This is a genomic window from Alkalibacter rhizosphaerae (assembly GCF_017352215.1).
Classification (GTDB): Bacteria; Bacillota; Clostridia; order Eubacteriales; family Alkalibacteraceae; genus Alkalibacter; species Alkalibacter rhizosphaerae.
Window position 1 is genome coordinate 1,407,830 of sequence record NZ_CP071444.1, and the last position, 19,082, is coordinate 1,426,911.

20 protein-coding genes and 1 pseudogene are annotated in these 19,082 nt (G+C 53.9%); 12 read left to right on the forward strand and 9 right to left on the reverse strand.

Going from position 1 to position 19,082, the window contains the following annotated elements:
- The first annotated feature begins 37 nt into the window (after positions 1–37).
- From J0B03_RS07075 to J0B03_RS07095, 5 genes are all read left to right on the forward strand, one after another.
- The gene (locus tag J0B03_RS07075) at positions 38–730 is read left to right on the forward strand and encodes a dTMP kinase (protein WP_207298940.1); all 693 of its coding nucleotides are present in this window, start codon (positions 38–40) and stop codon (positions 728–730) included.
- Positions 723–1,691 (forward strand): DNA polymerase III subunit delta', encoded by a 969-nt coding sequence (holB, locus tag J0B03_RS07080; protein WP_207298941.1) that lies wholly within the window; start codon positions 723–725, stop codon positions 1,689–1,691. The genes J0B03_RS07075 and holB overlap by 8 nt, the downstream gene beginning before the upstream one ends.
- Positions 1,663–2,604, forward strand: coding sequence for a PSP1 domain-containing protein (locus tag J0B03_RS07085; RefSeq protein ID WP_207298942.1), 942 nt, complete (start codon positions 1,663–1,665; stop codon positions 2,602–2,604). Before holB ends, J0B03_RS07085 begins: the two co-directional genes overlap by 29 nt.
- An 84-nt stretch (positions 2,605–2,688) precedes the next feature.
- Complete coding sequence (fdxA, locus tag J0B03_RS07090; RefSeq protein ID WP_207298943.1) at positions 2,689–2,859, forward strand: 4Fe-4S ferredoxin; 171 nt, start codon at positions 2,689–2,691, stop codon at positions 2,857–2,859.
- Between the two features lie 244 nt (positions 2,860–3,103).
- Positions 3,104–3,865 carry a tRNA1(Val) (adenine(37)-N6)-methyltransferase gene (locus J0B03_RS07095; protein WP_207298944.1) on the forward strand — a complete coding sequence of 254 codons (762 nt, stop codon included), beginning with the start codon at positions 3,104–3,106 and terminating at the stop codon, positions 3,863–3,865.
- A gap of 39 nt (positions 3,866–3,904) precedes the next feature.
- Here the strand turns inward: J0B03_RS07095 and hisIE are convergent, their stop codons facing one another.
- The 8 genes from hisIE to hisZ are packed head-to-tail and all read right to left on the reverse strand — an operon-like array spanning position 3,905 to position 10,372.
- Positions 3,905–4,522 carry a bifunctional phosphoribosyl-AMP cyclohydrolase/phosphoribosyl-ATP diphosphatase HisIE gene (hisIE, locus tag J0B03_RS07100; RefSeq protein ID WP_207298945.1) on the reverse strand — a complete coding sequence of 206 codons (618 nt, stop codon included), beginning with the start codon at positions 4,520–4,522 and terminating at the stop codon, positions 3,905–3,907.
- Positions 4,522–5,283, reverse strand: a complete 762-nt coding sequence (gene hisF / locus J0B03_RS07105) for an imidazole glycerol phosphate synthase subunit HisF (protein WP_207298946.1) — start codon at positions 5,281–5,283, stop codon at positions 4,522–4,524. The genes hisIE and hisF overlap by 1 nt, the downstream gene beginning before the upstream one ends.
- Before the next feature lie 2 nt (positions 5,284–5,285).
- Positions 5,286–6,008, reverse strand: a complete 723-nt coding sequence (gene hisA / locus J0B03_RS07110) for a 1-(5-phosphoribosyl)-5-[(5-phosphoribosylamino)methylideneamino]imidazole-4-carboxamide isomerase (protein ID WP_207298947.1) — start codon at positions 6,006–6,008, stop codon at positions 5,286–5,288.
- The gene (gene hisH, locus J0B03_RS07115) at positions 6,005–6,610 is read right to left on the reverse strand and encodes an imidazole glycerol phosphate synthase subunit HisH (protein WP_207298948.1); all 606 of its coding nucleotides are present in this window, start codon (positions 6,608–6,610) and stop codon (positions 6,005–6,007) included. The genes hisA and hisH overlap by 4 nt, the downstream gene beginning before the upstream one ends.
- A 9-nt stretch (positions 6,611–6,619) precedes the next feature.
- Positions 6,620–7,201, reverse strand: coding sequence for an imidazoleglycerol-phosphate dehydratase HisB (gene hisB, locus J0B03_RS07120; protein WP_207298949.1), 582 nt, complete (start codon positions 7,199–7,201; stop codon positions 6,620–6,622).
- A 1-nt stretch (position 7,202) separates the two neighbouring features.
- Positions 7,203–8,504: a histidinol dehydrogenase gene (gene hisD / locus J0B03_RS07125; RefSeq protein ID WP_207298950.1), complete on the reverse strand. Its 1,302-nt coding sequence runs from the start codon at positions 8,502–8,504 to the stop codon at positions 7,203–7,205.
- Positions 8,505–9,143, reverse strand: coding sequence for an ATP phosphoribosyltransferase (gene hisG, locus J0B03_RS07130; RefSeq protein WP_207298951.1), 639 nt, complete (start codon positions 9,141–9,143; stop codon positions 8,505–8,507).
- Positions 9,140–10,372 carry an ATP phosphoribosyltransferase regulatory subunit gene (hisZ, locus tag J0B03_RS07135; RefSeq protein WP_207298952.1) on the reverse strand — a complete coding sequence of 411 codons (1,233 nt, stop codon included), beginning with the start codon at positions 10,370–10,372 and terminating at the stop codon, positions 9,140–9,142. The genes hisG and hisZ overlap by 4 nt, the downstream gene beginning before the upstream one ends.
- A 147-nt stretch (positions 10,373–10,519) precedes the next feature.
- On the opposite strand from hisZ, the gene J0B03_RS07140 reads away from it, so the two are divergent.
- The 5 genes from J0B03_RS07140 to rsmA are packed head-to-tail and all read left to right on the forward strand — an operon-like array spanning position 10,520 to position 14,356.
- Positions 10,520–11,149, forward strand: coding sequence for an HAD-IA family hydrolase (locus J0B03_RS07140; RefSeq protein WP_207298953.1), 630 nt, complete (start codon positions 10,520–10,522; stop codon positions 11,147–11,149).
- A gap of 13 nt (positions 11,150–11,162) precedes the next feature.
- Positions 11,163–12,362: a CCA tRNA nucleotidyltransferase gene (locus J0B03_RS07145; protein ID WP_207298954.1), complete on the forward strand. Its 1,200-nt coding sequence runs from the start codon at positions 11,163–11,165 to the stop codon at positions 12,360–12,362.
- Entirely contained in the window at positions 12,359–12,910 is a 552-nt protein-coding gene (locus J0B03_RS07150) for a manganese efflux pump MntP (RefSeq protein WP_207298955.1), read from the forward strand. The genes J0B03_RS07145 and J0B03_RS07150 overlap by 4 nt, the downstream gene beginning before the upstream one ends.
- Complete coding sequence (gene rnmV / locus J0B03_RS07155; RefSeq protein WP_246798089.1) at positions 12,907–13,485, forward strand: ribonuclease M5; 579 nt, start codon at positions 12,907–12,909, stop codon at positions 13,483–13,485. Before J0B03_RS07150 ends, rnmV begins: the two co-directional genes overlap by 4 nt.
- A 1-nt stretch (position 13,486) precedes the next feature.
- A complete protein-coding gene (gene rsmA / locus J0B03_RS07160; protein WP_207298957.1) occupies positions 13,487–14,356 on the forward strand; it encodes a 16S rRNA (adenine(1518)-N(6)/adenine(1519)-N(6))-dimethyltransferase RsmA in 870 nt (289 codons plus the stop codon).
- On the opposite strand, the gene J0B03_RS07165 is transcribed toward rsmA, so the two are convergent.
- Positions 14,337–15,230: a fumarylacetoacetate hydrolase family protein gene (locus J0B03_RS07165; RefSeq protein ID WP_207298958.1), complete on the reverse strand. Its 894-nt coding sequence runs from the start codon at positions 15,228–15,230 to the stop codon at positions 14,337–14,339. The genes rsmA and J0B03_RS07165 overlap by 20 nt on opposite strands.
- A gap of 103 nt (positions 15,231–15,333) precedes the next feature.
- On the opposite strand from J0B03_RS07165, the pseudogene asnS reads away from it, so the two are divergent.
- Both asnS and J0B03_RS07175 read left to right on the forward strand, forming a co-directional pair.
- A pseudogene (gene asnS / locus J0B03_RS07170) lies at positions 15,334–16,724 on the forward strand (asparagine--tRNA ligase).
- A gap of 8 nt (positions 16,725–16,732) precedes the next feature.
- Positions 16,733–19,018: a putative bifunctional diguanylate cyclase/phosphodiesterase gene (locus J0B03_RS07175; RefSeq protein WP_207298959.1), complete on the forward strand. Its 2,286-nt coding sequence runs from the start codon at positions 16,733–16,735 to the stop codon at positions 19,016–19,018.
- Positions 19,019–19,082: the final 64 nt, after the last annotated feature.

The window sequence follows — 19,082 nt, forward strand, 5'->3', positions numbered from 1 at the left end:
CAGGAAATGATCAAGGTCTGCAAGGAGGACGCATGATATGAGCAAGGGAAAACTGATCGTCATAGAAGGAGTGGACGGCAGCGGGAAAGAGACCCAAAGCCGGCTGCTGCACCAATATTTGCTCCGGGAAAAAACACCGGTGCTGCATTTGTCCTATCCCCGGTATGAAAAGGAAAGTTCCGCTTTGGTAAAAATGTATCTGCGGGGAGATTTCGGGTCGGACCCGGATGCCATCAGCCCTTATGTGTCTTCCACTTTTTTTGCGGCGGATCGGTATGCTTCCTACAAAACCGAGTATGAGGCCTTTTACATGGATGGCGGATGGGTGCTGGCGGACCGGTTCACCACCTCCAACATGATCCACCAGGGAGGCAAGATCGCCGACCTGAAAGAGCGGAAAGAATTTTTGGACTGGCTGGTGGACTACGAATACCGCCTTTATGAAATACCCCGGCCCGATGTGGTTTTTTTCCTGGATCTGCCACCGGAGATCAGCCTGGAGCGGATCCGGGAGCGTTCCAACAAGATCACCAAGGAAAAGGAGAAGGACATCCACGAAAGCAATCGCCAGCACCTGTTCCATGCCTACGAGGCGGCATGCCGGATCGCCGGAGAGCAGGGATGGCACCGGATCGACTGCATGGACGGCAATCGGCAACGATCCGTGGAGGAGATCCACGGAGAGATCGTCCATCACATCAAAAAGCTTGGAGGACAAGATCGTGTTTGACCACATCGTCGGAAATGAATGGAACAAGGAGTTTCTGGAAAAAAGCATCCGGGAGAAAAGCTACAGCCACGCCTACCTCTTTTGCGGACCAAGCGGGATCCAAAAGACGGACATGGCCATGGCTTTTGCCCAGGGGATCTTTTGTACTGCCCAAGAAAACCGGCCTTGCGGCATCTGCCCCTCCTGTGTGAAAATAACCAAGGGAAATCATCCGGACCTGCACATCATCCAACCGGAAGAGGACAAGAAATCCGTTCTGATCCAACAGGTCCGCCAAATGCAGCGCAACATCGCCATCAAGGGATACGAAGGGGAGCGGAAGGTCTACATCCTCCGCAAGGCGGAGACCATGGGCGCCCCGGCGCAAAATGCCATGCTCAAGGTACTGGAGGAACCGGAAGAGGGGACCATCCTCATTCTTGTTGCCAACAGCAAAAGCAGCATCTTGCCCACCATTCTTTCCCGTTGCCAGATCTTGAATTTCGCACCCATGTCCTTTGCCCAGTTCTCCAAAGAATGGAGTCAGCGGGAGTCTGCCAGCCGGGAAGAGCTGGAGGCCTTGTACGATCTGACCCAGGGGAAGTATGGAGAAGCCCTTCGGCTGAAGGACGATCCAAAGACGGCCCGGGATTTTCAGCAGATCGTATCCCATTTGGACCAGGTGGTCCTTGGAGATCTGGACAAAATATTCGATATCACAGCCTATGCCGCCAAGCAGCACATCGGAGACATCGAGCTGACGGATTACCTGTTGATCTATTTTCGAAACCGGATGCTGGCGTCTGCAGAAGCCAAAAAAAGTGAGGGTTTAACCATTGGCACCATTAATGGTATAATAGAGGCAATTCTTCAGTTCCAGAACAATATCAAGAGCAATTTGAATATGGCGTTGCAGGTGGAGAACCTGCTTTTGAAAATACAGGAGGCAGATTATGGTCGAAGTAGTGGGAATACGTTTTAAAAAGGCTGGTAAAATATATTACTTCAGCCCGGGGGAATTGTCCCTGGCTTTAGACGACAACGTGATCGTGGAAACGGCACGGGGGTTGGAATACGGACAAGTGGTATTGGAAAAAAAGGAGATCGAAGACTCTCAGGTGGTTTCACCCATCAAGCCGGTGCTGCGCAAGGCGACGGAAAAAGACGACAAAACCTATGAACGGAACCTGGAGAAGGCCCAAGAGGCAATGGTCGTTTGCAAGAAGAAGGTGGAGGAGCACCAGTTGGAGATGAAGTTGATCGATGTGGAATATACCTTCGACAACAACAAGGTCATCTTTTATTTTACGGCGGAAGGCCGGGTGGATTTCCGGGAACTGGTCAAGGATCTGGCATCCATCTTCAAGATCCGGATCGAGCTGCGACAGATCGGCGTTCGGGACGAAGCGAAAATGCTGGGGGGCTTGGGTCCCTGCGGCATCGGACTTTGCTGTTCCAAATGGCTGGGAGAATTCCAGCCCGTGTCCATCAAGATGGCAAAGGAACAAAACTTGTCCCTGAATCCGACAAAAATATCCGGCATTTGCGGCAGACTCTTGTGCTGCTTGAAGTATGAACAGGATTTTTATGAAGAGATCAACAACAAGCTGCCCTCCCAGGGACAGAAGGTGGGAACGGAAGACGGCAATGGTGTGGTTTTCCGGGTCAACGTCCTTCGGGAGACGGTGACGGTGAAACTGGATGGAGGAGACGAGCCGGAACTCAAGGAATATCATCTGGAAGAGATCCAAGCACCCAAAGCTTGTTCGGGCGATTGTCCCAAGCAGAAAAATCAACCGGAGGCCCCACCAAAGAGGGACACCGCCAAAAAAGATGCTTCCAATAGAGACAAGCGGGATCGACGGCCCAAGAAGAAGCCAAGACCCAAACAGTGAAATTGTTAAAAAAGTGGTTTAATGTTGTATTGATATATTGTATAATGTCTTTGTCAACCAATCACATTGGAGGAGGTGAAAATAATGGCATACGTAATTAATGATGACTGCATTTCTTGTGGTGCTTGTGAACCAGAATGCCCAGTAGACGCGATCAGCGAAGGTGATGGTATATACGTTATAGACGGAAGTCTGTGCATCGACTGTGGTGCTTGTGCAGATGTTTGTCCGGTAGACGCTCCGCAACCGGCGTAAGATGAGTAAAAAACCTCTGTATAGGGGTTTTTTTATTTTTTCAAATTACCCACATATCCACAAGGTGTGGTAAAATTTGTGGATAGATCCTTATTGTTTGTGGAAAAGCCTTGGATGATTCACTTGAGTTATCCACAATCTGTGCACAAAAAGACGGAAAATGTGGATAGATCACCATATTTGGTGGCGAACATACGTTACATACCATATGTAAACAGAAACACGAAGGAAAGAAGGGGCGACCGTGGAAAAAGTACCGGTTTTTCAACAGGAAAGAGTGGATAACCTTCATATCTGTGGATTAAAATTGATCCAGGGGGAAAACTCCTTCCGATACGGGGTGGATGCCGTTCTTTTATCCTGGATGGCGGGGCAAAAAACAAGGAAGGGCGGCAAGGTGGCCGACCTGGGCACGGGAAGCGGTATTATCCCCATTCTCCTGGCAGCCCAATACCAGGCCATGGCATACGGACTGGAACTGGTGCCCCAGATGGCGGACATGGCCCAAAGAAGTGTTCGCCTCAACGGATTGGAAGATCGGATCCGAATACTGGAAGGGGACATCAAGGATCTTCCCAGGGAGATGGAGCCCAACACCTTCGACGTGGTGGTGAGCAATCCTCCCTACATGTCCCCCAAGGAAGGGCTGAAGAATGAAAGCTTGGAGCGAGCCATCGCCCGCCATGAGATTCACTGCAACATCCAGGACGTGACTGCCGCCGCCAAACGACTGTTGAAGACGAAAGGCCGTTTTTTCCTGGTCCATCGGCCCCACCGGATGGTGGACGTCTTTTGCGCCATGCGCAACAACGGCCTGGAACCGAAACGGCTGATCCTGGTCAAGCCGGCCAGGGGCAAGGCGGCCAACATGATGCTGGTGGAAGGTCTCAAAGAGGGAAATCCGGGCCTGATCGTGGAGGAAGACCTCTATGTCTACGGCGAAGACGGGAACTACTCCGACCAGATCCTGGAGATCTACCAAAAGAAAAAAGGGGCCCTGTTGTAAAAAACAAGGTCCCTTTTGCCGTTTCTTCTTCAAAATCCGCTATTTGTGGCGATTTTCCAACTCGGCCAGAATGTCCGTCCAGGCCACCCCCTGTTCCACCAGGAGCACCATCAGGTGATAGAGAAGATCGGAAGATTCGTAGATCAGTTCTTCCGGAGAATCGTTCTTTGCGGCGATGATGGTCTCTGCCGCTTCCTCCCCCACCTTTTTCAGGATCTTGTCCACTCCCTTGTCAAAGAGGTACTGGGTATAGGATCCTTCCTTGGGGTTGTTTTTCCGGTCCACCACGATCTGGTAGAGGGCATGGAGCATGTCCTGTCTGGGAGAGGACAGATGCTCCCCGTCCAGTCCCCGATAAAAACAGCTGATTTCACCCGTGTGGCAGCTGGGTCCGGCGGGAAGGACCCGTACCAGGAGGGTGTCTTCGTCGCAATCCATGTCCATGGAGACCACCTGCTGCACGTTGCCGGAGGTGGCTCCCTTGTTCCACAATTCCTGCCGGCTTCTGCTGAAAAACCAGGTGGTCCCCGTTTCCAGAGTCTTTTCCAGGGATTCCCGGTTCATGTAGGCCATCATCAATACCTGGGAAGTGGCCGCATCTTGAACGATGGCGGGGATCAGGCCTTTTTCATCAAATTTCAATCGATTCAAATCCATTATAAACATCTCCTTACCGGTATCTTGTTGGTGTAAAGGTATTCTTTCAAATCGGGGATGGGGATCTCCTTGTAGTGGAAGACGGAGGCGGCCAGGGCAGCATCGGCGCCCGCTTCCAGCACATCCAGAAAATCTTCTTTTTTTCCGGCACCGCCGGAGGCGATGATGGGGATGGTCAGGCGTTGTGAAAGGATGCGGTTGAGCTCCATGTCGTAGCCTTCCTTGACCCCGTCTGCATCGATGGAGTTGATGCAGATCTCTCCGGCACCCAGTTCCTGCCCCTGAAGGGCCCACTGGATGGCATCCAGACCGGTGTTTTCCCGGCCCCCTTTTACGTATACGTTCCAGGATCCGGACCCGTTTCTCTTGGCGTCGATGGAGAGGACCACGCACTGGCTACCGAAGCGCAGGGCCCCTTCCCGAATGAGGGAGGGGTTGGCCACAGCGGCGGAATTCACCGATACCTTGTCGGCACCGGCCAACAGGACTTTGCGAAAATCCTCCACGCTGCGGATCCCTCCGCCGATGGTGAAGGGGATATGGATGGCGCCGGCCACCTTTTCCACGATGTGAAGGAAGATGTCCCGATTTTCATGGGAGGCGGTGATGTCGTAGAAAACCAGTTCATCGGCGCATTGTTCCGAGTAGAATTTGCCCAGTTCCACCGGATCCGCCACGTCCTGGATCCCTTCGAACTTCTTTCCCTTGACGACCCGGCCCTTGTCCACATCCAGACAGGGAATGATTCGCTTTGCCAGCATGGTTATCGGTCCTCCCCAAGGAAGTCCAGGATTTCTTTCATGGTCAGGGTCCCTTCATAAAGGGCCTTTCCAGTGATGGCGCCGTATAGGTCCAGACCGGCCAGTTCCTTGATGTTATCGATCCGGGCAATGCCCCCGGAAGCGATGATGTCCACATCCAGTTTTTCCTGAAGGGTCTTCAGCATCTCCACGTTGGGTCCCATGAGCATGCCGTCCCGGGAAATGTCCGTATAGATGATGGTGGCCACGCCGGCTTCTTGAAGCTCCCTGCAAAAGGGAAGGACCTTCTTGTCGCTGGTCTCCACCCAGCCTTTGACGGCAACAAAGTCCCCTTTGGCGTCTACGGATACGGCGATCCGGCCGGGATATTTGTCGCAAAGCCTTTTGACCAGGTCCATGTCCTCCACGGCACGGGTACCCAGGATCACCCGGTCCACTCCCATGGACAGGTAGGAATCCACCGTTTCTTCGCTTCGGATCCCCCCTCCCAGCTCTACCGGGATGGAGACGGATGCCACCATCCGGCGGATCAGGTCTTTATTGGGCTGGTTTCCTGTAAAGGCGCCGTCCAGGTCCACCAGGTGAAGGTAGGAGGCTCCTTGCGTTTCCCACATTTTCGCCACTTGGACGGGATCGTCGAAATAGGCGGTCTCCTGATCCATCAGTCCTTGCTGCAGGCGGACGCACCGTCCGTTTTTTATATCGATTGCCGGCAATACGATCATGATATCAACTCCTTAAAATTTTCCAGCAGTTTGATGCCGGTGGTGCTGCTCTTTTCCGGATGAAACTGCATCCCCATGACGTTGTCCCTGCAGACCACGGCAGGTACGTCCACCCCATAGTCCGTATACAGGAGAACATCGTCCATGTAGGCCGGGTCCAGGTGGTAGGAATGGACGAAATAGACGTATTCTCCGTCTTCGATCCCCTTTACCAAAAGGTGGTCCCTTTTGATGTGGAGCTGGTTCCATCCCATGTGGGGGACTTTGCGCCCCGGTTGAAAGCGGACGATCTCCCCTTTCAACAGACCCAGGCCCTGCCAGATCCCGTCTTCGTAGCTGGTTTCAAAGAGAAGCTGCATCCCCAGGCAGATCCCAAGAAGGGGCTTGCCTTTTGCCGCATAATCCTTGATCACCTTGTCCAAGCCGGAATCCACCAGATGGTCCATGGCGTCCTTGAAGGCGCCCACACCGGGAAGGACAATGGCATCCGCCTGGTCGATGGCTTCCCTGTCGCCGGTGATGATGCATTCCATTCCCAGCTGCGTCAACGCATTGTACACGTTTTTCAGGTTCCCGACGCCGTAATCCACGATGGCGATCATGCCGGCCACCTACAGAAGGCCCTTGGTGGAGGGAATGTCCTTGGTCCCGTCGGTGGAGACGGCTTCCCCCAGGGCCCGTCCCAAGGATTTGAAGACGGATTCCAAAATGTGGTGGTCGTTATTTCCGTACAGGGTGGTGACGTGGAGGGTGGTGCCGGACTGGATGGCCAGGGCATAGAGGAATTCCTTCAGCATCTCCGTTTCAAAATCCCCCACCTTCTCCCGGGTCAGGGGAACATCAAAAACCAGATAGCCCCTGCCGCTCAAATCCAGGGAGGTCCGGGTCAGGACTTCGTCCATGGGGCAGTAGAAGGTGCCGTAGCGGCGGATCCCCTCCTTGTTGCCCAAGGCTTCCTTCAAGGCCTCTCCAAGAAGGATCCCCAGATCTTCCACCGTGTGGTGGGTATCCACTTCCAGGTCGCCCTTGCAGGTCAGGGACAGGTCCATCTTGGCATGTTTGGCCAGGAGGGTCATCATGTGGTCGAAAAACCCCATGCCGGTGGTCCCTTCATATTTTCCGCTGCCGTCCAGATCCAGGCGGCAGGATAGTTCCGTTTCCAGTGTTCTTCTACTTCGGCTTGCACTTCTCATGTTAGCGCTCCTTTCCATCTTTAAAACGTATGACAATGGCGTTGGCGTGGGAGTAAAATCCCTCCCGGGTGGCAAAATCGGCGACCCGGCGGCTCACATCGGCCAAGCTTTCCCTGTCATAATACAATACGCTACTCCGTTTGACAAAGTCGTAGACACCCAGGGGGGAAGAAAAGCGGGCGGTCCCGGAGGTAGGCAGGGTGTGGTTGGGTCCGGCGAAGTAATCTCCGATGGGTTCCGGCGTGTAGGCTCCCAGAAATATGGCGCCGGCATTGGTGATGGACGGCAGCATTTCCATCGGTTCTTCCACCATGAGCTCCAGGTGTTCCGGGGCGATGAGGTTGGACAGGGCCGTAGCTTCCGCCGGAGAATCCACCAGAAACACCTTGCCGTTGTCCTCGATGGACCGTTTCATGATCTCCCTTCGGGGCAGCCGGTCCATTTGTTGGTATAAAGACGTTTTTACCGCCTCCGCCAGGGACGGGCTCCAGGTGATCAGCATGGAGGAAGCCATTTCGTCGTGTTCCGCCTGGCTCAGCAGGTCGGCGGCGATGAAGTCGGGCCGGGCCTTGACGTCGGCGATGATGCAGATCTCGCTGGGGCCGGCGATCATGTCGATGTCCACTCTTCCGAAGACCTGCTTTTTCGCTGTGGCCACGTAAATGTTTCCCGGTCCCACGATCTTGTAGACAGGATCGATGGTCTCTGTTCCGTAGGCCAGGGCGGCGATGCCCTGGGCGCCGCCCACCTTGTAGATCTCGTCGATGCCGGCGATCTTGGCGGCTGCCAGGATGTTGGGATCCAGACTCCCGTCCTTTCGCGGCGGAGTGATCATGGCGATGGAGGTCACCCCGGCCACCTTGGCGGGAATGGCGTCCATGAGAACGGTGGAAGGATAGCCGGCTTTTCCGCCGGGGACGTAGAGGCCCACCCGTTGGATGGGGGTGATCTGCTGTCCCAGCCGGATGCCCGGGCCGAAGTGCTTCAGCCAGGAATCGGCACGCTGTTCTTCGTGGTAGGTGGTGATGTTTTCCCGGGCTTGGACCATGGTCTCGATAAAGTCGGGATCCACTGCGTCATAGCCGGCCTGGATCTCCTCCGGCGTCACTTTCAAGGTCTCCAGACGGACCTTGTCGAAGGCTTCCGTGTAGGAGAACAAGGCGGCGTCCCCTTCCTGTCGGACCCGGTCAAGGATCCGGGAGACCGCCTCTTCCACGTTCCGGTTTTGTTCGTCGCTGCGGGAGAGCAGGTCGTCCACCGTCTTTTTATTGATTTGACTTTCTTTTAGGATATAAGTTTTCATTTACGATCCCTCCTGGTCCGCCAGGGACGCCAACGACCGGATGACCCACTGGATCTCCTCGTTTTTCGTCTTCAGGCTGACTTTGTTGCTGATGAGCCGGGCGCTGATGGGCAGAAACTTTTCATGGACCACCAGTCCGTTTTCCTCCAGGGTCTTGCCGCTTTCCACGATGTCCACGATGATGTCCGACAGGCCGATCAGGGGCGCCAACTCCACGGATCCGTTGAGCTTGATGATGTCCGTCAAGACCCCCAACTTGTGAAAATGGTCTTTGGTGATGTTGGGGTATTTGGTGGCCACGGTGATCTTTTTGCTGTAGTCCGGTTTTTTGTCCGCAAACCCGGCCACGCACATGTGGCACTTGCCGATGTTCAAATTCACCAGCTCGTAGACGTCGGCCTTTTCTTCCAGGAGGATGTCCTTGCCTACGATGCCCGCATCGGCGGCTCCCTTTTCCACATACACGGGCACGTCGGGAGACTTGACCAGGGTGACCTTGATGTTGTTCTTTTTGTCGGAGAAGATCAGCTTTCGGCTGTCCTTGCTGTAATCGTCAAATTGGCAGCCGCAGTCCATGAGCAGCTGGATGGCCTGATCGGCCACCCGGCCCTTGGCCAGGGCGATGTTCAGGTTTTTCATCGAAGGCTCTCTCCTTTCCATTGTTCCAGCAGAGTTTCCGTGGTGATGGGGACCAATCCCGCTCCCTCTTCCATATACAGTCCGTCTTCCGTTATCTGGAGGATCCGGCGGTAGGTCTCCGGGTCGTAAGCGTGATCCATCACGAGGAGGTTGACGCTGCGGCCCAGCTGTCGAAGGAGGGAGGCCGTGGCGATGGCGGTGGACATTTGGGAGGGAACAGTGCGGATCAGGGCGTCGAAGTAGTCCATATGGCTTTCTTCCCCTCCCAATACTTCCGTCAACAGGCTGATGTTGATGCCAAAGCCGCATGCCGGTCGGTCCACCCCGAAGGTGGAGGACAGGTGGTCGTAGCGGCCTCCAGAGAGGAGGCTGTCCCCCCAGTCCTGGGCGTATCCCTTGAAGATCAGTCCGCTGTAGTAGTTGAGCTGGTTGGTGAACCCAAAGTCCAGGTAGAGATAGGATTCCATCTCGTAGGCCTTCAGGATCCGGTACACTTCTTCCAGGTTTTTGATGGCCTTTTCCATGGCGGGGTTGATGCACAAGGCCCGGGCCTTGGGCAGAACGTCGTCGTAGGCGCCAAAGAGCATGGGGACTTTCATGAGGACGTCGTAGACCGGCGCTTCGATGTTCAGGTTGGACAGGCAGACCTTCAAGTCTCCCAGGTTCTTGTTTTCAATGAGTTCGTTGATCCTCAGGGAGTCGGCCGGAGCCAGGTCCAGACCGGAAAGGAGGCCGTCCAGGAAGGCCACTTGTCCCACGTCGATGTGGATGTTTTTCAGTCCCAGATCCTGGAGCATGGAAACGGCTACGGCGATCACTTCCCCGTCGCAGTCCGCCCCTTCGTTGCCGAAGTATTCCACCCCACCTTGGATAAAGTCCTTCCGGTAGTTGGTCTTGCTGTTGTCCTCCCGAAAGATGGTGGTGATGTAGGAGAACTTCAGGACTTCTTTTGGATCTTTGAAAGTATTGGCGGCCATCCGGCAGATGGGGATGGTGGCATCGGGGCGCAGGACCATCACTTTTCCCGTTTTGTCGATGAGCTTGAACATCTTGTCCCGGGAAAGGGACGTATCCATGGAATACATGTCGTAGTATTCAAAATTCGGGGTCAAAATGGGCTTGTAGCCGTATCGGCGCATGACGCCTTCAATGGCATCGTTGATCCGCTCATAACCCAGCAGTTCCTGAAAATGGAGATCATTGACTCCATCGATATAATAGTTGATCATAAAGCACCTCCGCTTTATTGCTTTAGTGTAGTAAAGTATAGACTGATTATATAGAGGAATGAAAGAAAAGTCAATAAAAAATCTATACTTTCCCTTGATCTATATTATAATGGTACTATTCAAAAAATGAAATGATCGAGGGTTCTTATGAAATATCGAAGCGTCATATTTGACTTTGACGGAACATTGGCCAATACGGAAGCTTTGGCCTTGAATATATACAATGAGCTGGCAGACCGTTACGATTACGAGCCGGTCCGGCAGGAAGAGCTCCAAGCCCTGAAGAAGATGACATTTCGGGAAATGATGGACTCCACCAGGATCCCCATGGCAAAACTGCCCAAGATCATGAAGACGGCCCAACGCCTGATGCGGGGAGAGATGAGCAAGGTGTCGCCTTTTGACCCGGCTTTGAAGGAGCATCTTGTGGAATTGAAAAGCCGGGTGGAATACCTGGGCATCATCACCTCCAACAACCGAAAAAACGTGACGGCTTTTTTGGATCATCAGGGCATCGACCTATTTGACTTCATCGTGTCTTCCCCCTTGATGAGCAAGCAAGTGAAGCTCCAGGCCGTATCCAGGAAATACGGGTTGGAAAAAGATGATATACTGTATGTGGGAGATGAATCCCGGGATATTGTGGCCTGCAAGGCAGCAGGGGTGGACTGTGCCGCCGTCGCCTGGGGATACAATCATCCGGACACCTTGTTGAAGGAAGAGCCGGAATACCTGGTGGAGGATTGGACCGGGTTATTGGAGATCGTTGGAAAGTAAGGGATGAGCGTTGATGAATCTGCCGGATAATGTTCGTGCATTTATGGAATACATAGAATCCAGAGGGTACAAGTGCTACCTGGTGGGGGGAGCCGTCCGGGACATCTTGTCCGGAAAAACCCCAAAGGACTTTGATTTCACCACCGATGCAAAACCGGAGGAGATCAAGGAAATTTTTGAAAAATACATCGAGACGGGAGTGGACTTCGGCACCATCACCGCCGAGTTCAACGGGGAATATTTTGAGATCACCACCTTTCGGCTGGAACATCGGTATTCCGACGGAAGGCGGCCGGACATGGTCTTTTATTCCGATTCCCTCCTGTCGGATCTGAGCCGAAGGGATTTTACCATGAACGCCATTGCCCTGGACAAGGACCTGAGTGTCTACGACTACTACAACGGCATGGAAGACCTGAAAAACCACCTTCTTCGCACCATCGGCCGGGCAAAAGTCCGGTTTCGGGAAGACCGGCTCCGCAAACTGCGGGGGATCCGGATCGCCTGTGAAAACAATTACCTGATCCATGAGGACATTCTAAAATCCATCAAGACGGACCCCGGTCTGGAAGGGGTCAGCGGCGAGCGGATCAAAACGGAGCTGGACCGGATCCTCCTTTGCGACAGCGCCAGGCGGGGAGTGGAGTTGTTGTACCGTCTCCATTTGATAGGAGAGATCCTGCCGGAGCTGGATGAAAACATGGATCCGGACTTGGAAAGTTGGGAAGCCTACACCGGATCCATCCACGTGGCGTTCCAAGACCTGTCCTTGAAGGTCTATTTGTTCCTTCGTCCCCTGAAAGAAGCGAGATCCATCCAAAAGGCACTGGATCAGTTGAAGTACCAGCGCCGGATCCAAAAAAATGCCATGGCCATGGCATGGTACGAGACGGTGGAGACCATGGAGGGCTTCATGGATCATTTGCCTGCTTTTCAGGAAGAACAGTTTCGCCTGTTCCAGCAGCTGGATCAGGTTTTGGGCCGGTTCCCCGTCTGGGAGCGTCTTCTGGAAGAGGTCATACAAGGCAGAGTACCCAGAAAAGTCACGGATCTTGCCATTGGCGGAGCCGACTTGAAGGAATTGGGCTACCGGGGAAGAGAAATCGGGGAGATCTTGAACGGACTGTTGCGAAAAGTCGTCCTGGAACCGGAAAACAACCGGCGGGACTGGTTGTTGGCGCAAATCATCAAAAAGAAAGAGGAAAATCCATGACCCCTGCCCTACTGTTGAGTACTGCAGTGGCCCTGTCCATGGACGCCTTTGCCGTTGCCGCCTCCTGCGGGGTGACAAACAAGGCCAGGACCACGGGCACCCAGCTGCGGATCGCTTTGTATTTTGGTTTTTTTCAGGCATTCATGCCCCTGATCGGCTATGTGCTGGCATATGGCCTGGCGGACCGGATCCATCAGGTGACCCATTGGATCGCATTTGGACTGTTGGGATTTTTAGGCGTTCGCATGATGCTGGAAGCCAAGGAACCGGACAAATGTAAAAATGAAAAATTGACCAACAAGTACCTGTTGACTCTGGCGGTGGCCACCAGCATCGATGCATTGATCAGCGGAGTAGGCTTTGCCCTCCTGCAAGTCAACATCCTTCTGGTGGTGGCCATCATCGGAATCGTCACCGCCCTTTTGTCCTTCGTGGGGGCCCGGTTCGGCCAGTATCTGGGCTTCCGTTTCCAATGGGGAGCGGAGATCTTTGGAGGGGCCGTCCTGGTGCTGATCGGGACGAAAATATTGTTGGAGGGATTATTTTGACGGACAAGCCCACCATCCGGGAATGGATCGTGGTGGAGGGCAAAGACGATATTGCCGCCGTAAAAAAGGCGGTCCACGCCCAGGTGATCGCCACCAGCGGTCTGGGGCTGGAAGAGGCCACCCTCCAACTGATCCAACAGGTGGCGGACCACTCCGGCGTCATCGTATTGACGGATCCGGATTTTCCCGGAGAAAAGATCCGACGAATGATCAATGACCGGATCCCAGGCTGCAAAAACGCCTACCTGGCCAAGGCGGACGGGTTGAAAAACGGCAATGTGGGGGTGGAAAACGCCAGTCCCCAGGTCATTCGGCAAGCCTTGAAGGATGCCAAATACCACATTTCCGATGAAGAGACCCACCGGCTGGAGGATCTCCTTCATCTGGGACTGCTCCACGGAGGGGGGGCCAAAGAAAAACGGCGGATGGTAGGGGAGGCCCTGGGCATCGGTTACGCCAACGCCAAGCAGTTCATGGGAAGGATCAATTCCTACGCCATCACGCCGGAGCAATTGGGGCGGGCGGTGGAAGATGCGGAAAAAGCCATGGAAGAGATGAAAGGAGAGGAATGTTAGGATGGAGAGACTTACATCACCCAGGGTCATGGAAGCCTTGTTGAAAAAACACGGATTCACCATGAACAAGCGGTTTGGACAGAACTTTCTCACCGATGAAAACATCGTACGAAAAATCGTGGATGCAGCCCATATCCAGCCCACCGACGTGGTCCTGGAGATCGGCCCCGGCATCGGCACCATGACCAGGGAGCTGTGCGATCGGGCACAGACCGTCTTGGCGGTGGAGATCGACGACAAGCTGATCCCCATCTTGAAAGAGACCCTGGCGGACAAGGACAACTGCCGGTTGATCCACGGGGATATCCTGGAGCTGGATATGGTGGAAGAACTGAAGAAGATCGACGCCTCCTCCTTTAAAGTGGTGGCCAACCTGCCCTATTACATCACCACTCCCATCATCATGGGACTGCTGGAAAAGGATCTCCCTTTGGAGAGCATCACAGTGATGATCCAAAAGGAAGTGGCCCAGCGGATCACCGCTTCCCCAGGAGGGAAGGACTACGGCGCCTTGACGGTGGCTTGCGGCTACTATACCCGGAGCGAATTGGCTTTCATTGTGCCTGCTACGGTATTTTATCCCCGGCCCAAAGTGGATTCAGCCGTGATCCACCTGGAGGTCCTATCCGGAGAGCGGATGGGCAACAAAGAAAAAAAGGCCTTTTTCACCGTGGTGAAAGCAGCCTTTGGCAATCGTCGAAAGACCCTTTTAAACAGCCTGTCCAACAATCTGTCTTTAGAAAAGGAAGAGGTCCGTCAGCTACTCCAACTGGCCGGCGTGGAAGAAGGCAGGCGGGCGGAGACCCTTTCTTTTGAAGAATTTCATTCCTTGGCCATGGCCTACGGGCAGATCACTTGGCCACGTAGTTGACCAATTTTCCGATTTTTTCGATCTCGCAGCAGACTTCGTCTCCCGGTTTTAGCGTCTTGGGGGGATGAAAGCCCATTCCCACCCCTGCCGGCGTTCCCGTCAGGATGATGTCCCCCGGGTAGAGGGTGATCCCCTGGGTCAGGTCGCTGAGGATGGTGGGGATGTCGAAGATCAGCTTGGACGTTCTGGACTCCTGCCGCACTTCTCCGTTGACGGTGCTTTTGATGGCCAGATCCGGAGGAAAGGCGATCTCCTCTTTGGTCACGATGACGGGACCAATGGGACAGGAGGTGTCGAAACTCTTGCCCTTGAACCACTGCATGTGCTGTTTCTGGATGTTTCGAACGGAAATGTCGTTGCCGATGGTATAACCGAAAATATAGTCCAAAGCATCCTCTGCCGGGATGTTTTTTCCTTTTTTGCCGATGATCACCGCCAGTTCCACTTCATAGTCCAGGGTGTCCGTGATCTCCTGAAAGTTTTCCAGGACATCTTCCGGCCCCATGGCCGGATAAGCCACTTTGGTGAAGTAGATGGGGTACTGGGGCAGGTCGTTGGAGGTGCCCGTAACGTCTTTCATCTCCTGGGCATGCTCCACGTAGTTTTTCCCCAGACAGAAGACGTTTCTTCTGGGATAGGGGATGGGAGTCAGCAGCTGGGTCTCTTCCAAAGCCACCGGCAGTAGGTCGTCCTGGGCCAGGGCGATCTGCAGGGGCCTTTCCAGCCCGTCAAAGTTGTCGATCAGAGCGATCATGTCTTTGGGGACGTCGCCAGCAGGAAGTCCCAGGGACTCCAGGGGGATCATCCCTTTTTCCGTCAGGATGCCCAGTCGGGCGGTGTCTTCGTTTTTCATTCGATAATTGGCGATTTTCATGGTGATTCTCCCTCATTTCCTGGTTTGGTTGGTCTGTTGTAGCCTGTGTTCTTATGATATAATATTTTCGTGATTAAATAAACGTTTACCGGAGGAAAATACCATGAAATACACATCCATTCGCGCATTTTATGAAAATAAGGAAGCTTACGCCGATCAGGAAGTTCGCATCGGCGGCTGGATCCGCACCAACCGGGCCTCCAGCCACTTTGGATTCATCGAAGTCAACGACGGCACCGCCTTCAAAGGGATCCAAGTGGTCTATGAGGAAAACCTGGAAAACTTTGGAGAAGTGGGGAAATTCGGGGTAGCCACCGCCATTTCCGTGACAGGGACTTTCGTGTTGACGCCGGACAGCAAGCAGCCCTTTGAGATCAAGGCATCTCGGATCGTTCTGGAAGCGGCTTCCGACAGCATGTATCCCCTTCAGAAGAAACGTCATACACTGGAGTATTTAAGGACCATCGCTCATTTGCGGCCCCGGTCCAATACCTTCTCTGCCGTTTTTCGGGTGAGAAGCCTGGCATCCTACGCCGTCCACAAATTTTTTCAAGAGAAGGGCTTCGTCCATGTCCATACCCCCATCATCACCGCCAGCGATGCGGAAGGGGCGGGGGAAATGTTTCGGGTGACCACCCTGGATCTGACGGATGTGCCCAAAACGGAAGAGGGGCAAGTGGATTTCAAGCAGGACTTCTTTGAAAAACCGGCCAACCTCACCGTCAGCGGACAACTGGAAGGGGAGATCTTCGCCCTGGCCTTTAAAGACATCTATACCTTCGGCCCCACCTTTCGGGCGGAGAATTCCAACACTCCCCGACATGCGGCGGAGTTCTGGATGATCGAACCGGAGATCGCCTTTGCCGACCTTTCCGACGACATGGACCTGGCAGAGGAAATGATCAAGTACCTGATCCAATATGTTCTGGAACATGCCCCCAGGACATGGAGTTTTTCCAGTCCTTCATCGACAAGGGGCTTATGGAGCGGCTGGAGGGCATCTTGGGATCCAAATTTGAACGGATCACCTACACCAGGGCCGTGGAACTCCTCCAGGAGAGCAAGAAAGAATTTGAATATCCCGTTTCCTGGGGTTCGGACCTGCAAACGGAACACGAACGGTATCTGACGGAAGAGGTCTTCAAAAAACCCGTTTTCGTCACCGACTACCCCAAGGAGATCAAAGCCTTCTACATGCGCCTCAACGACGACGGAAAGACAGTGGCCGCCATGGACCTGCTGGTGCCCGGTGTGGGAGAGATCATCGGCGGCAGCCAGCGGGAAGAACGCCACGACACCCTCAGGGATCGGATCCTGGCCGGAGGCCTGTCGGAAGAAGATTACTGGTGGTACTTGGAGCTGCGAAAATACGGCGGCGTGAAACACGCCGGATTCGGCCTTGGATTTGAACGGTTGATCATGTACCTGACGGGCATGGCCAACATTCGGGACGTGATCCCCTTTCCGAGGACCTCCGGCAATGCGGAATTTTAAGAAGAATTATGAGTAGGAAGATCCAGAAAAAAGGCGAACCAAAAGCAGTGGACATCCGGGCCTTTGTGGCTCCGTTCATTCTGCTGGTGCTCATTTACGGCATGCTGACGGCATCCTCCATCACCAACCAGGTGAACCGGATGTATGAATCCTTGCAGGAAAACTCCGTTCGCCTGACCCGGAGCTATTCCCAGGGATTGGTCTATGCTTCCAAAGCCCAGGACACCTTCCAGGAATTTTTGGAGGAAAAGCTTCTTGTTGCAGGTAAAATGATCCTCCAGGAATCCACCAGCCACACCAATGAGGAGCTGATGGAGTTTTCCAAAAATCTGGACGTGGATATCATCCACCTCTACGATGAAACGGGCACCATCATCAAATCCAATACGGGAGAATACTTGGGTTGGGTGGCGCCGGCGGATCATCCCGTCCACCGCTTCATGGAAAGCGACGCCACCGACCTGGTGGAAGAGATCCGGGCGGACACGGTAAGCGGGATCCTGTACAAATACGGATACTATCGCCATCCCAGCGGCAACTTTGTCCAGATCGGGGTGCTGGCGGAAAAGCTGGAGACCTTCGCCGATGGCTTTCAAATGCAAAATCTTCTGAAAGACATCAAGGATGACGGACACGTCCAGGAGGCCTGCTTCATCGGGCCGGAAAACCGGATTTTAGCCAGTACCCGGGTATCCAACGTGGGACTAGAAATCCAAGATCCCTTTGTCATCCAAGAGTTGGGGAAGGAAGAGGAAACCGGATTTGAAACCGAGGACTTCCAGGGCAACGGCTACCGGGTCCTGGTACCGGTGGAAAAAGAAGGAGACCGGATCGGAACCTTGTCCCTCCTGTATTCCACGGAAGCTTTCCGCCTTGCCACCAAGGAGACCATCACCTCGGAAATCGCCATGCTGCTGCTGATCATCCTGAGTTTGGGCATCGTTTTCGGCCTGGTCTACGACAAGAGCAAGCAGAACATGGAAATGGCCTATTACGATCCATTGACGGGACTGCCCAATGCGGATTACATGAAGGAGTTTTTGGAGCAGCAGGTCCGCCAGGAAACAGGGAGAAACAGGGCGATCCTTCTTTTGAATTCGCGAAACTTCAAGACCATCAACAACACCTACGGCTACCAGTTCGGGGACGAACTCCTGAAGGAATCGGCGAAAGAGATCACCAAACTGGTGGGAGACCGGGGCATCCTCTTCCGCTTCAATGCAGACCGGTTCGTCCTGTACGTAGAGGGATATGAAGAAAAGAGGGCCCTCATCGACCTGGCCAAGGAGATCTCGGAGATCTTCAACCAGCCCTTCAGCCAGAATGTGGACCGTCGCTATCTCAATGCGGAGGTGGGCATCCTGGAACTGGATGAAAATACGGATAGCGCCGACGAGCTGCTGCGTAAAGCCTCCCTGGCCCTGGACAGTGTCCGCACCCAGGCGGGGGCCAGCATCATGTTCTATACCAGGATCATTGAAAAAGAGGCAAAGCGGGTGGAGATCATTGAACATGCACTGGAACAGGCCTTGATCCATGACGATGAAAACACCCTCTACGCCATGTTCCAGCCCCAGCTGGATCTGAAGACCGACCGGATCACCGGAGTGGAGGTACTGGCCCGATTAGATACCAAGGAACTGGGGCCTGTCTCTCCGGCGGAATTCATCCCCATCGCGGAAAAGAAAAAGCTGATCCATCCCCTGGGGGTCCATATCCTGAAAAAAGCATGCTGCCTGGCAGCAGCATGCAAGGACGCCGGATATGAGGACATCCGATTTTCCGTCAACGTCAGCGGGATCCAGCTGCTGCGGCGGGATTTCCTCAAGATCGTCCTCATGACCATTCAGGAAGCCGCCATACCCAACTCCATGTTGGAGCTGGAGATCACGGAATCCATCTTTCTCGACAACTTCCTCTTGATCAATGACCGGCTCAAGGAACTGCAGAAGCGGAACATCCAGATCGCACTGGACGACTTTGGCACCGGATACTCCTCCTTTGCAAGGCTCAAGGAGATCCGCATCGACACGGTGAAGCTGGACAAGTTTTTCATCGACAACATCCACCGGGAAGAGGAAGAAGACTTGATCTCGTCCGACATCATCTCCATGGCCCACCGACTGGGGTTGAAGGTGGTGGCGGAAGGGGTGGAAACGGAAGAGCAGATGGGTTATTTGAAAGACCATCACTGCGATGCCATCCAGGGCTACTATTTCAGCAAGCCGGTCCATCAGGAAGACCTTCTGGAACTGATCGGAGAGCACAACAAAAAAGACGAAAAAAAATCGTAAAAATTTAAAGGGAAAGGGCCCCTTTCGACCTATATTATAGTAGCGACCTTCCCAAGGGAAGACA